Origin of the sequence: Aeromonas sp. 96A (assembly GCF_051919165.1) — a bacterium.
Lineage (GTDB): Bacteria > Pseudomonadota > Gammaproteobacteria > Enterobacterales > Aeromonadaceae > Aeromonas > Aeromonas veronii.
Genome location: NZ_JBQBFE010000001.1, coordinates 2,551,588 through 2,564,687, shown reverse-complemented (window position 1 = coordinate 2,564,687; position 13,100 = coordinate 2,551,588). Strand labels below are relative to the sequence as shown.

The 13,100-nt window shown below is 62.3% G+C and carries 10 protein-coding genes and 1 pseudogene; 5 read left to right on the top strand and 6 right to left on the bottom strand.

The features are described from left to right. The first annotated feature begins 28 nt into the window (after positions 1 to 28). Complete coding sequence (locus ACTG2W_RS11730) at positions 29 to 490, top strand: hypothetical protein (protein WP_005339830.1); 462 nt, start codon at positions 29 to 31, stop codon at positions 488 to 490. A gap of 85 nt (positions 491 to 575) precedes the next feature. Here ACTG2W_RS11730 and torA read toward each other — a convergent pair whose 3' ends face one another. Together torA and ACTG2W_RS11720 are read right to left on the bottom strand one after the other, a co-directional pair. Further along, on the bottom strand, positions 576 to 3,056 hold the full coding sequence (torA, locus tag ACTG2W_RS11725) for a trimethylamine-N-oxide reductase TorA (protein WP_106844272.1): 2,481 nt from the start codon (positions 3,054 to 3,056) through the stop codon (positions 576 to 578). Positions 3,057 to 3,079: 23 nt separating this feature from the next. Continuing rightward, positions 3,080 to 4,207 (bottom strand): annotated as a pseudogene (locus ACTG2W_RS11720) (NapC/NirT family cytochrome c). 276 nt (positions 4,208 to 4,483) lie between these two features. On the opposite strand from ACTG2W_RS11720, the gene ACTG2W_RS11715 reads away from it, so the two are divergent. The 3 genes from ACTG2W_RS11715 to ACTG2W_RS11705 all read left to right on the top strand — a co-directional run bounded on the left by ACTG2W_RS11715 (position 4,484) and on the right by ACTG2W_RS11705 (position 9,045). Further along, complete coding sequence (locus ACTG2W_RS11715) at positions 4,484 to 6,451, top strand: ATP-binding protein (protein ID WP_106844270.1); 1,968 nt, start codon at positions 4,484 to 4,486, stop codon at positions 6,449 to 6,451. Positions 6,452 to 6,506: 55 nt separating this feature from the next. Next, positions 6,507 to 7,004 carry a response regulator gene (locus ACTG2W_RS11710; RefSeq protein WP_005341867.1) on the top strand — a complete coding sequence of 166 codons (498 nt, stop codon included), beginning with the start codon at positions 6,507 to 6,509 and terminating at the stop codon, positions 7,002 to 7,004. Between the two features lie 67 nt (positions 7,005 to 7,071). Beyond that, positions 7,072 to 9,045: a DNA topoisomerase III gene (locus ACTG2W_RS11705; RefSeq protein ID WP_021231452.1), complete on the top strand. Its 1,974-nt coding sequence runs from the start codon at positions 7,072 to 7,074 to the stop codon at positions 9,043 to 9,045. Positions 9,046 to 9,085: 40 nt separating this feature from the next. On the opposite strand, the gene ACTG2W_RS11700 is transcribed toward ACTG2W_RS11705, so the two are convergent. Together ACTG2W_RS11700 and ACTG2W_RS11695 are read right to left on the bottom strand one after the other, a co-directional pair. Then, positions 9,086 to 9,526 carry a DUF417 family protein gene (locus ACTG2W_RS11700; RefSeq protein WP_005341854.1) on the bottom strand — a complete coding sequence of 147 codons (441 nt, stop codon included), beginning with the start codon at positions 9,524 to 9,526 and terminating at the stop codon, positions 9,086 to 9,088. Between the two features lie 15 nt (positions 9,527 to 9,541). Further along, positions 9,542 to 10,075, bottom strand: coding sequence for a carboxymuconolactone decarboxylase family protein (locus tag ACTG2W_RS11695; RefSeq protein WP_201958778.1), 534 nt, complete (start codon positions 10,073 to 10,075; stop codon positions 9,542 to 9,544). A 101-nt stretch (positions 10,076 to 10,176) separates the two neighbouring features. Here ACTG2W_RS11695 and ACTG2W_RS11690 point away from each other — a divergent pair, with 101 nt between their 5' ends. Further along, positions 10,177 to 11,007, top strand: a complete 831-nt coding sequence (locus ACTG2W_RS11690; RefSeq protein ID WP_201958780.1) for an AraC family transcriptional regulator — start codon at positions 10,177 to 10,179, stop codon at positions 11,005 to 11,007. A gap of 40 nt (positions 11,008 to 11,047) precedes the next feature. Here ACTG2W_RS11690 and ACTG2W_RS11685 read toward each other — a convergent pair whose 3' ends face one another. Both ACTG2W_RS11685 and ACTG2W_RS11680 read right to left on the bottom strand, forming a co-directional pair. Then, positions 11,048 to 12,403, bottom strand: coding sequence for a TrkH family potassium uptake protein (locus ACTG2W_RS11685; protein WP_429186379.1), 1,356 nt, complete (start codon positions 12,401 to 12,403; stop codon positions 11,048 to 11,050). Beyond that, positions 12,400 to 13,053 carry a potassium channel family protein gene (locus ACTG2W_RS11680; protein WP_005339863.1) on the bottom strand — a complete coding sequence of 218 codons (654 nt, stop codon included), beginning with the start codon at positions 13,051 to 13,053 and terminating at the stop codon, positions 12,400 to 12,402. Before ACTG2W_RS11680 ends, ACTG2W_RS11685 begins: the two co-directional genes overlap by 4 nt. Positions 13,054 to 13,100: the final 47 nt, after the last annotated feature.

The window sequence follows — 13,100 nt, the reverse complement described above, 5'->3', positions numbered from 1 at the left end:
CATTTGTTTAAGCCTGAGGAAGAGAAGCATGACCGACGATCCGTGGGCACTGTGTCACCTTGACGATTCGTTTGATGCCTCTGTGCTGGGGGTCAAGGGCGCCCAGATCCAGTGGTTTGAAGACAGGGATGGCCTGATCGCGTTCCTTCTGGAAGATTTTGTCGACTTGCTGGCCGATGTGGGCGAGCTGGACGAGGAGCAGACCGAGCAGGCGCGCGAGCGCTTCACCCTGCTGGTGGAGCAGAGCTTCGACGATCGCACCCTGATGGATGCCATCAACGATCTCGCCTCCGGCCTGCGTCGCATCGCCTGGTTGGGGCCGCTCTCGGAGCTGGCCGAGATCAGCGACGAGTTTGCCTCCGGCCTGCGCCGCTATTTCTGGAGCCAGTACGACGGGGACGAAGATGACCCGGACGCCTGGGTGCCGGAAGAGCTGTGGCCACAACTGGTGGAGTGCGCGCAGGAGTATATGGAGGAAGGGGAGTTCTAAACCCGTCCCGACCATGCCTGAGCTTTGGCAGACAGATAAAGAAACGGCGCCTTGATGGCGCCGTTTTTATTGGGTGGCAATCGCCTTAGCCGTTGGCCGGTACCGCGTGGGCGGTATTGGCCAGCACAGGGCCTGTGTACTTCTCAATCTGCAGCTGGGCCATGTGGCCGCAGTTGCCTTGCGCCAGACTGGACGAGCCTTCGTCGAAGGTGAGGCAGTTGACGTTGCCGTTTTTGCAGATGCTGCCCGCTTCGCCCGGCTTGGCCGGGTCATACCAGGCCCCTTCGCAGATCCGCACCACCCCTTGGCGCACATCCTCGGAGAGCAGGGCGCCCACCAAAATCTGGCCGCGCTCGTTGAAGGCGCGCACCAGATCCCCCTGGGCGATGCCGCGAGCCTTGGCGTCGGCGGGATGGATCATGATTGCTTCGCGGTCGGCGATGGCGAACTTGTCCCGCAGCGGGGTGTTGTCGAGCTGGGAGTGCAGCCGCTGGGTCGGGTGGGAGGTGTTTAGCGAGAGCGGATAGCGCGCTGCCACCTCGCTCTTCACCCACTCCTTGGGCTCATACCATTTGGGATGGCCGGCACAGTCGGTGTAACCCATCCCCGCCACCGTGTTGGAGAAGATCTCGATCTTGCCGGACGGGGTGCCGAGCGGGTTGAGCAGCGGGTTCTCGCGAAAATCGGCGTGACGGATCCACTGGCGGTTGGCCTCGGGGATCGGGAAGCGGATGTAGTTGTTGGACTCCCAGAACATGTTGAACGGCGGCAGCGCGACGCGGGCGCCGCGGGCCTGCGCCGCCATGCCGTCGTACATCTGCTTGAGCCACAGCATCTCGTCCTTCCCTTCTGTGTACTGCTCCTGCACCCCCAGCTTGGCGGCGATGGCGCTGAAGATATCGAAGTCGTTGCGGGCTTCAAACTGGGGCGGCACGCACTGGTGCATCGGGAACACATAGCGCTGGGAGTAGTCGCCACCCATCTCCAGGTCGTTGCGCTCGTAGCTGGTGGTGACCGGCAGCACGATGTCGGCGTGCTTGGCAGTCGCCGTCCAGTAAGGCTCGTGAACGATCACGGTCTGCGGCTTACGCCACGCCTGCAGCAGGTTGTTGGTGTCCTGATGGTGGTGGAAGGGGTTGCCGCCCGCCACGTAGACCAGCTTGATGTCCGGATAGGTCACCTTACGGCCGTTGAAGTCGATGGTCTTGCCCGGGTTGGCGAGACAGTCGGCGATGCGGGCCACCGGGATCGGAGCCGGGCTGTTCTTCGGTGCGTTGCCGGCGGAGATACCGGCCAGAATGCCACCCTTGGCGGTGGGGCTGCCACCGGAGGAGTAGTGGTAGCTGAAGCCGTAGCCGCCGCCCGGCAGGCCGATCTGGCCCAGCATGGAGGCCAGAGTGACCAGCATCCAGTTCGGCTGTTCGCCATGCTGCTGACGCTGCATGCCCCAACCGGCCATGATCATGGTGCGCTTGGTGGCCATGTCGAGAGCCAGCTGGCGGATCACCTTGGCATCGACGCCACAAACGGTGCTCGCCCATTCGGCGCTCTTCGGTTGACCGTCATCCTTGCCGAGCAGGTAGTTCAGGAACTTGTCGAAGCCGACGGTATAGCGATCGAGGAAGGCTTGATCGTGCTTCTTCTCGCTGTAGAGGGTGTGGGCCACACCCAGCATCATGGCCACGTCGGTGTAGGCGTTCGGGGCAATCCACTCGGCGCCGACCAGCTTGGCGGTCTCGTTGTAGATGGGATCGATGCTGATGACGCGGGTGCCCTTCTCTTTCAGCGCCATGAAACCGGCCTGACCTTCGTGGTCCGGTATGTTCCAGCTGTTCTTCAGGGTGACCTGAGCGTTGACCCCCCACAGCACCACCAATTCGGCGTTCTCCACCACGTTGGGCCAGGCGGTCTGCTGCTCGTACACCTCGATGGAGCCCATCACATGGGACATGATCACCTGAGCCGCACCGGTGGAGTAGTCACCGGCATAACCGGTGAAACCGCCGGAGAGGTTCATCAGGCGGTGCAGCAGGGTACGGCTGTTGTGGAACATGCCGACGCTCTTCCAGCCATAGGAACCGGCGTGGATCGCCTGCGGACCAAAGTCACTCTGCACGCGCTGGATCTCGCCGGCCACCAGTTCGATCGCCTTGTCCCAGCTCACTCGCACCCACTCGTCGGCACCGCGTAGCTCGGGTTTGGCGCCCGGGCCGTGCTCCAGCCAACTCTTGCGTACCATGGGGTATTTGATGCGGTTCTTGGCGTGGACCTGGAACGGCGCCATGTCGATGAGAGCGTTTGGCGCCGGATCATCGGCCACCGGCTGGACGCGCACCATGCGGCCATCTTCGACGATCGCCTCGAAAGCACCCCAGTGGGCGCCAGTCAGAATGCCCTTCTGGGCGGGCACCAGGGTCGGGAACTGACTCAATGCGGTGCTGATGGCTTGCGCCAGCGCACTCTTGGGAAAAATGCCGCCGAGCAGGGGCAGGGCTGCGCAGGCGCCGAGCCCCTTGAGCAGGTTGCGGCGGGACAGATTGGTCTTCTTGTCATTGAAAAAAGTCATAACGGTTTTCCTCTGTGCCAGCCTTAGTGGGCCGCGCTCATGTCACTGGCGTGTTTCTGGACATACTGGGTCAACATGCGAGCCTGTTCCGGGGTCAGGGAGGTACGAGATTCATCCCCTTGATGACGCCGATCCACTGGTTGGCATTGAAGTGATCCAGCGCGGTGAGGCCGTGGCAGCCGGTACAGTTGTTGGACATCAGGGTGGAGGCGTATTGCCACAGCTTGCCCTGATCGCCGATGAGCTGGCTTTGGTCGACCCAGGCGGTCAGCTTGACCTGATGCCAGGTGAGGTTGGTGGCGCTGTCGGTTTCGCTCTGGCCGGTGACCAGTGCTTTCTTGGCGGCATCGCCGACCAGTACGCTGAGGATCCGTTTGCCCGGTGCGGCGTAGAACACTTCGCTCACACCATCCTGTTGCCAGCCTTCGATCTGCACCTTGGCGCGGCCGTTTTCGTTGGCCAGCACTTCCACCTTGGTCGAAGGCATCAGGGTACCTTCGTCGGTCTTGGCGGCGGCATCGAGGAACAGCGGGGTGGTGGCGATGGCGTAGCGGGTGGTGACGTTGGCCGGAGTCTGGGCCGCAGCCTGCGCCAGCTCGCTGGCACCGGCGGCAGCCAGGCCGCTCATGTCAGGCATGATGTGGGCGACACCGCGGTGGCAGTCGATACAGGTCTGGCTCTCCTTGATGGCGACCGGGTGCTCGGCACGGGCATTGGGGCGCTGGGCCAGAATGTCCATCGCCTCGTAGCTGTGGCAGCTGCGGCAGGTGGCGGAGTCGTTGGCTTTCAGCTCGTCCCAGACGGACTGGGCCATCCGCAGCTTGTGGGCTTCATACTTTTCCGGGGTATCCAGGGTGCCGATCGCCTCGTGATAGATATCCTTCACGGCGCGGATCTTGGTCCACAGGTAGGAGGTGGGGTCGCCCGGGATGTGGCAGTCGGCGCACTCGGCGCGGATCCCCTTGGTGTTCTGGAAGTGGACACTGCCCTGATACTCGGCGAGCGGAGTCTGCATGGAGTGGCAGGAGACGCAGAATTCGGTGGAGCTGGTCTTGTGCAGCACGGTCACGGTGACACCCAGTGCCGCGACACCCAGCAGGGCCCCGAGCAGCGAGCCAGAACCAGGTTTTTCTTATCAGTTTTCCAATCATGGCGGCGTTTTCCTACGGTCAATAATTACCTACATAGTACTAGTCCAATAGTAGTAGTAATGACAGGGATAAGGCGTTGACCTCCATCATGGTTTATATTTTTGATTGTTGTCACATTTTGTCTTTTGTTTTGTTATTGATTTAATTGTCGAATTAAATTCAGTTGTTTTCTGTTTTATCTATTTGTGCACTTTCCGCGACAGCTGTTAGCCCCCTCGCAAAACCCCACAAGATTCGCTGATATAGTGAGCAGTGAGCCTCAACGGAGTGTCGCTGATGAGCCCTTTCTCGCTGCTGTGTGTCGCCGCCAACGTGCAACTGCTGGCCGAATTCGAACAGGAGTTGGCTCCGCTGCTCGGCCATTTCGCGCTGGTGGTGGTGGTCGGTCAGGGGTCGGCGGAGCTGGCCTTGGACGAGCTGGATCGCAAGGGGCAGCCACCCGCCGTGGTGGTGTGTGACAGCGAGCTGGGGGATGGGCGAGGGGCTGATTTTCTGATCCGCCTCGGCAGCCGTCACGAGGCGTGCCGCAAGATCCTGCTCGGCAGCCAGCCGGAGATGAAATCGATCATCGAGGCGGTGAACCTAGGTCGTCTCGACTACTACCTGCAACGCCCCTGGCGCGATGGCAGCCTGCGCCGGGCGGTGATCGAGCAGGCGAGCCACTTTGTATTGCAGCGTCCCGAGGCGGACCTGCTGAGCTATGCTGCCGTGCTCGACAACCAGAAGCTGCTGCGAGCCCACGTCGATCGCCAGTTGGCAGCCTATCGGCAGGGCTTTATGGATTACACCCACTGCAGCGATGAAGAGCTGTCGCGGGTGGTGATCGACGGCCTCTACCAGTTTTTCGAGGGCAATGACGAGGGGCGGGTCTGCCGCCACTACAGTCCGGGCCATGTGCTGACCCGCGAGGGGGAGCCCAACAGCTTCCTCTGGTTTATCGCCAAGGGGGAGGTGGTGCTGCGCAAGCGGGATGAGCAGGGGATCGATCTGGAGGTGGTGCACTACCGTACCGGCTCGCTGGTGGGGGGCATGTCCTTCGTCACCGGCGAACCCGCCTTCACCACCGGCGTGACCCTAACCGGCGCCGAGGTGATCAAGCTCGACAAGCTGCAATTCTCCCGGGTGATGCAGGCGCGCAGCGAACTGCTCCCCTCCTTTACCAACCTGCTGCTGCGCCACTTCAACCGTCGCCTGCAAAACAGCATCCGCACCGAGATGCGGCTGCAACAGACCCTCAACTCCCTCGACGCCGCTCACGCCCAGCTGGTGGAGAGCGAAAAAATGGCGATGCTGGGTCAGCTGGTGGCCGGTGTCGCCCACGAGCTGAACAACCCGGTGGCGGCCATTATCCGTGGCAGCGAGACCCTGCGGGCCGCCATCCCCGATCTGGTCAATCTCGAGCTGCCTGCCCCCATCAAGGGGCTGGGCAACCAGACCCTCTGTCAGGCGCTCTCCTCCCAGCCGGTCTCGACCAGCGAGACCCGTGACAAGACTCGGCAGGCAGAGGGGCGCTTTGGTGATCGCCAGCAGGCGCGGCTGGCGGTGCAGATGAATCTGGATGACGAGCTGAACTGGCAGCGCTGGTTTGCCAGCCGCACTGCCGACGAGCGGGAGGCGCTGCTCTCCCGGCTGGAGCTGTTCCAGCAGACCGGCAGCTTCCTGCGCAATATCGAAGTGTGTGCCCGTCGCATCGGCGATCTGGTCAAGAGCCTCAAGCAGTATGCCCGGCAGGATCGGGCCGAGCCCTCGCTGGTAGACCTGCACGAGGGGCTGGAAGATACCCTGATGATTTTCGAAAATCGCCTCAAACATCATGAGCTCTGCAAGGAGTACCAGCCGCTGCCGCTGGTACGCTGTCACCCCATCGCCCTGCAGCAGGTGTGGACCAACCTGATCGCCAACAGTCTGGATGCCATGAGCAGCCCGGGGCGACTCACCATCCGCACCGGGTTGCTGGATCCCGAGTGGGTCATGGTGGAGATCGAGGATAGCGGTTGCGGCATCGAGCCCGAGCTGTGGCAGCGGATCTTCGATCTCAACTTCACCACCAAGCGGGAGGGACATTTCGGCCTCGGGATTGGTCTGAGCGTCTCACTGCAGATAGTTCAGCAGCACCACGGCCGGATCGAGGTGACCTCCGAACCGGGCCGTTACACCCGGATGCGGGTCTGTCTGCCGCTGGATGGCATGGGGCAGGCCGGTTACGGGGGCGAACCTCAGCACAACAAGGAGCATGCGGCCTGAGCCGTCGTCAGCATCAATCGCGCGGCGTGCCAAACTATGTCGCCAAGGAGGAGCAATGAACAAACACTATCTGATCCTTTGTGTGGACGATGAGCGGGAGGTGCTGGATGCGGTGATCCACGATCTCGCCCCGTTCCGTTCCCACTTCGAGCTGGAAGCCGCCGAGAGCGTTGATGAGGCGCGTGCGGTGGTCGAGGAGTGGGAGCGCGACGGCAACAAGCTGGCGCTTATCCTCTGTGACCACATCATGCCGGGAACCCTGGGGGTCGATTTCCTGGTAGAGCTGAACCGGCGAGCCTCCACCCGTGCCAGCCGCAAATTGCTGCTGACCGGACAAGCGGGGCTGGAGGCCACCGTCGAAGCGGTCAATCGCGGCGGGTTGCACTACTACCTCGCCAAGCCGTGGAAGCTGGAGACCCTGCAAGAGGCGGTGCGCGAACAGCTTACCGACTATCTGCTGGCGGAAGATGGCGAAAATGCCTTCCACTATGCGCCGCTGCTCAATCAGGCGCGGCTGTTTGCCGCCATCCACGATCACCCGTTCGACGAATAGGGGCAGTTGGGCTTTCGCGGTGGCAGTTGTATACTGTCTGCATATACAGTATTGCAGGTAGCCACCGATGCGACTCTTTATCGCCGAGAAGCCCACGCTAGGCCGTGCCATTGCCGATGCCCTGCCCAAGCCCCACAAGAAGGGCGACGGTTTTATCGAAACAGCCCAGGGGGATGTGGTCACCTGGTGTATCGGCCATCTGCTGGAGCAGGCCGAGCCCGATGCCTATGACGCCGCCTTCAAGCAGTGGCGGATGGAGCATCTCCCCATCATCCCCGCCCAGTGGCAGCTGGTGGCCAAGCCCAAGACCAAAACCCAGCTCACCGTCATCAAGCGACTGATCAAGCAGGCGGACTGCGTGGTCAACGCCGGTGACCCGGACCGGGAAGGGCAACTGCTGGTGGATGAGGTGATCGACTTTCTCGGCTACCCGAAATCCAAGCCGGTGCAGCGCTGCCTCATCAGCGATCTCAACCCGCCTGCGGTGCGCCGCGCCCTCGACAAACTGAGGGACAACAAGGAATTCGTACCGCTGGCGGTCTCGGCGCTGGCCCGCAGTCGGGCCGACTGGCTCTACGGCATCAACATGACCCGCGCCTATACCCTGCTCGGGCGCAAGGCGGGTTGCAGCGAGCTGCTCTCGGTTGGCCGGGTGCAGACCCCGCTGCTGGGGCTGGTGGTGCGGCGGGATCTCGAGATCGAGGCCTTCGTGCCCAAACCCTTCTACGAGGTGCTGGCCCATCTGCTGACCGATAGCAACGAGCGCTTCACCGCCAAGTGGCTGCCATCGGAAGCCTGCCTGCCGTGGCAGGATGAGGAGGGGCGGGTGCTCAATCGGGCGCTGGCCGACAAGGTGGTGAGCCGGATCAATGGCCAACCCGCACAGGTTGAATCGGTGGAGGAGCAGGCCCGCAAGCAGGCGGCGCCGCTGCCCTATAACCTCTCCAGCCTGCAGATCGATGCCGCCAAGCGCTTCGGCATGGATGCCAAGCGGGTGCTCGACATCTGCCAGAGCCTCTACGAGCGCCACAAGCTCATCACCTATCCGCGCTCCGACAGCCGCTATCTGCCGACCGACCACTTCAAGCGGGCCGAACAGGTGCGCAGCGCCATCGCCGCCACGGCGCCCACGCTGGCCAAGGCGGTCGCCGAGGCGGACGGCAAGATCCGCAGCAAGGCGTGGAACGACAGCAAGGTGGATGCCCACCACGCCATCATCCCCACCGAGAAGCAGGGCAACCCCGCCACGTTGGGGGCCGACGAGGCGAAGCTTTATGGCCTGATTGCCCGCCAGTACCTGCTGCAGTTCTATCCCCCGTTCGAATACAACGACAGCAAGGTGCTGCTGCGCATCGCCGGTGGCCTGTTTCAGGCCAAGGCGCGGCGCATTCTCAAGGCGGGCTGGAAGGCGCTGCTCGGGGTGGAGGAGGATGACGACGAAGAGAAGGCGGGCACCCTGCCTGCCCTGAAAGAGGGGGAGCAGCTGCTCTGCGAGCGGGGCGAACTGCTGGAGAAGATGACCCAGCCGCCCAAGTCATTTACCGATGCCACCCTGCTGGCAGCCATGACCGGCATCGCCCGTTATGTGCAGGATCCCGAGATCCGCAAGACCCTGCGCGACACCGATGGCCTCGGCACAGAAGCGACCCGAGCAGGCATTATCGACCTGTTGTTCAAGCGCCGCTTTCTGGTGCGTCAGGGCAAGAGCATCAAGGCGACCCCGACCGGGCGGGCGCTGGTTCAGGCGTTGCCAGCCACCGCTACCACGCCGGATATGACTGCGCTGTGGGAGCAGAGCCTTGGCCAGATCGCCGAGCGCCACGGCAGCTACCAGCAGTTTATGGGGCCGCTCACCGAGCAGCTTAACGGCCTGATTGAAGGGGCGCGGCAGGACTCCGGCGCCAGCTTCAGCGCCCTGCCCAAGGAGGCGCCGGGTGCCGGCAAGCGGCGTTTTAGCAGGCGCAAGAGTCCGGCGGCCAGCACGACTGGCGGGCCCCGACCGCGCAAGACGGCCAGCAAGCGCCAGACCAGGGCGGCATAACGAAAAAAGGCGCCCATCCTGGGCGCCAAAGGCATTGTTGTCAGGCTGCCTGAGTGGACAAGCTGGCACGGATCCTGTGCTGGTAGTGCAGCACCACACCGAGAAACACCAGATCCTTGAACAGGAAGAACTCGGTGACTGGCACGCCATCAACCACTTTCCAGACACCTGTCAGGGTCAGCAGGAAGCTCAGCGTCGCCAGGAAGGTGACGATAGCCCCCATGCTGCACCAGTAACCGATGCGAGGTTGCCACAGACCCACGACCAGTCCGATGGCGATCACTATCTCGACCACCCCGATCAGGTTCGATACGCTCTGTTCCGACAGGGGGCCATAGAGCCAGCTCATCAAGGGGTGGCTGGCTACCAGTGGTTTGATGGCGGCTGCCTCTGTCGGGGTAAACTTGAAGACGCCGATCCAGAGCAGGGTCAATACCACGCCCGCCAGGGCGACCAGAAAGCCTTTGTCATGTTGCTGCATGGGGGGGCTCCTTGTTTAAGGGGTCAGAGTGACGGGCGGGAAGTCGATCTCGGTCGCTGCCAGGTGGTTGCCATAGTTGGTCAGGGTATTGACGACCACCTGGCCGAGCACCTCCAGCAGCAGCTCGTCATCTACGCCTGCGGCACGGGCGCTAGCAAGCTGCTCGTCACTGATCACCCCGCGCTGACTGACCAGTGCCGTTGCCAGTTGCAGCAGGGCGTGATCAAGGGGAGCCGAGGCCTGGCCGAGCCGGGCAGCCCGGATCTCCTGAGCCGAGAATCCGGCCTTGCTCGCCAGTAGTGTGTGGGCAGACAAACAGTATTGGCAGGCGTTGGCTTGACCGATGGCCAGTGCCAGCAATTCCCGTTGTGGGGCAGTGAGGCGCCCCTTGCCAAGCGCCTCGGCAAAGCCCAGGAAGCCATTGAGCAGGGCTGGCGAGTGGGCCAGGGTGGCGTAGAGGTTGGGCACCATACCCAGATTGCGTTGCAGGGTGGCCAGGGTCTGGGCGGCTGCGGGTTGCGGTTGGGATACGGGTTGGATACGGCTCATGATCTTCTCCTGTGGTAGTGAAGGTACGGGAGACAGTGTGCCGTTATTCGTGATACGGTTTATCACTCACCGTCTGCAAATAAATACTATTCGTCTCAAATATGGATCCGCTCTCTGCCCTGTTGGTTCATGCCTCCCCCGAAGCCAAGATCTTCTTCGCCGGCAACCTGTGCCAGAACTCCTCCAGTGATGATTATCCTAGTGGCGGACATCTTCATCTGCTGCGCAGCGGCGCCGTCGTGCTGCGTGAAGAGGGGGGCGCCAGCTTGCTGCTCGAGGAGCCGACCCTGATCCTGTTCCCCCGGGGACGTCCTCACAAGCTTGAACCCAGAACGCTGGGGGGTTGTGATTTGGTGTGCGCCAATGTCGCATTCGGCAAGGGGGGAGCATCGCCGTTGCAACTGGCATTACCGGGCTCGCTGGTGCTGCCGCTACGTGAGTTGCCTGCCCTGACGCCGGTGCTGAGTCAGCTGTTTGACGAGGCGTTTCACCCCCGCTACGGGCAGGATCCGCTGATCTCCCGCTTGTTGGAGGTACTGTTGATCCTGCTGCTGCGTCATCTGGTCGAGCAAGGAGTGTGTCAGCAGGGGATGCTGGCAGGTATTTCCGATCCCCAGTTGGCCAAGGCGATCTCGGTGATGCATCAGCGTGGGGATGAACCCTGGACGGTGGCCACGCTGGCGCGGGAGGCCGGCATGTCGCGGGCCCGCTTTGCTGCGAGGTTTCAGGAGCGGGTTGGTCAAGCGCCGCTGGGTTATCTGACCCACTGGCGCATGGCCCGAGCCTGCCAGCAACTGCTGGCGGGGGAGCCCATGGTACAGGTGGCGCTGGGGGCGGGGTACAGCAGCAGTGTCGCCTTTGGTCGGGCATTCGAGCGGGAGCTGGGGGTGAGCCCGGGGCGCTGGCTTAAGACGCAACAACAAGCCGAATAAAAAATGGGGCAGCCAGTGGCTGCCCCGAGTTCATAACCGGTCAGCCGGTATAGACGTTCTCTTCCGGATAGCGGATGCGGGTCTCGACCGGGCGGGCCAGCATAAAGGCCAGGGTGAGGGGGCCGAGACGGCCGCAGATCATCACCAGCACCAGGATCAGCTTGCCCGGCTCGCTCAGGGAGGTGGTGATGCCGGTGGAGAGGCCGACGGTGGCAAATGCCGAGATGGTCTCGAACATGATTTTGTCGAACGGCAGATCCTCGGTCACCATCAGTAGGAACATCGCCAGCATCAGCACCATGGTGCTGACGATGATGATGGCCAGCGAACGGGTCACGATCTGGGGCGACAGGGTGCGGCCAAAAGCGGTGACATGGGGCCGTTTGGTCAGAAACGCCTTGGTTGCCAGCAGCACGACTGCGAAGGTGGTGACTTTGATACCGCCACCGGTCGAGGTGGCACCGGCACCGATAAACATCAGCATCATCAGGAACAGCAACGCCGCCGGGGTCATCAGCCCGATATCTATGGTATTGAAACCGGCGGTACGGGCACTGGCAGATTGGAAAAAGGCCGCCAGCAGCTGGCCACCGATACCTGCCGTGCCGAGGGTGCCGGGGTTGTTGTGTTCCAGCAGCCAGAACATCAGGGTACCGGCCAGCAGCAGCGCCGGGGTCATCAGCAACATCAGCTTGCTGTGCAGCTTCAGCTTGCGCCAGCGGCGGTTGCGCACCAGATCGACGATGACGGTAAAGCCGATCCCCCCGAGGATCAGCAGACCGGCGATGGTCAGGCTGATGATGGGGTCGTCCCTATAGTCCATCAGGTTGTTGGCAAAGAGCGAAAACCCGGCGTTGTTGAAGGCCGATACTGCGTGGAAGAAGCTGACATAGAGGCCGTGCACCCACCCCATCTCGGGCACCCAGCGGATCGCCATGATGCCGGTACCGATCAGTTGGGCGATAAAGGCGAACAGCACGATCCGTTTGACCAGCTGAATGATGTTGACCGAGCCCTCCTGTCCCAGCGCCTCCTTGGCCAGAACCTGCTGGCGCAGACCGACCCGCTTGCTGAAGATGGCGATCAGCAGCAGGGTCATGGTCATCTGGCCCAGACCGCCGATCTCCATCAGCATCAGCAGGAAAATCTGCCCCTGCAGGGTGAAGGCGGTGCCGGTATCCACCACGCCAAGACCTGTCACGCTGATGGCCGAGGTGGCGGTAAACAGGGCGTTGACGAAGGTGACCTCGCCATTGTGGCTGGAGGGTTGCACCAGAAAGATGGTGCCAATCAGCAGAATGATCAGAAAGCTGCCGAGGATCAGCCGGGCTTCGCTCCAGCGAGAGTCCTGCTCCCGATGGAGGGCGAAGGCGTAGCTGCTGCGCCAGTTGATCATAGGGTTTCGAGCCAGTGGTCGATGGCGTGCTTGTTGCCCGCCAGGATCAGGATGTCGCCCAGTTGCAGCTCCATCTTGCCGGTCAGCACGTTGTGCAGCACATCACCACGCTTGATGGCGAGCAGCTGGAAATCGCTCTGTTGCAGCAGGTGGAAGTCGCCCAGTTCCCGGCCGTTCTGTTGCAGGCCGATCACGAACTCGGTCAGCACCATGTCGTGGCCCAGCTCCAGATAGTCGAACAGCCGGTTGTCCAGCATGCTCTGAGCGACCCGGCGACCCATGTCCCACTCCGGGTTGATCACCTTGTCGGCGCCCACTTTCTGCAGGATCTTGGCGTGGAACTTGTCGCGCGCCTTGACCCACACCTTCTTCACGCCTGCCTCTTTCAAGACGAGGGTGGTGAGGATGCTGGTCTCCAGGTTGTCACCGATGGCAACGAAGACGATATCGAAATTGGCCAGTCCCAGCTCGGCTACGGTGGCCTCGTCGGTAGCATCCGCCACGATAACGTGATTGCAGAGGGCGGCGATTTGCCGGGTCTTGCTCTCGTCGATATCGATGGCCAGTACTTCGGCATCTTGCCGTTGCAGCTCTTCGCACAGCGCGCTGCCAAACAGGCCCAGGCCGATGACGGCAAACTGGTTGTTCATGAGTTATTCCTCAGCAGTTGAAGTCGCCTACTCTAAACCACTGCTAT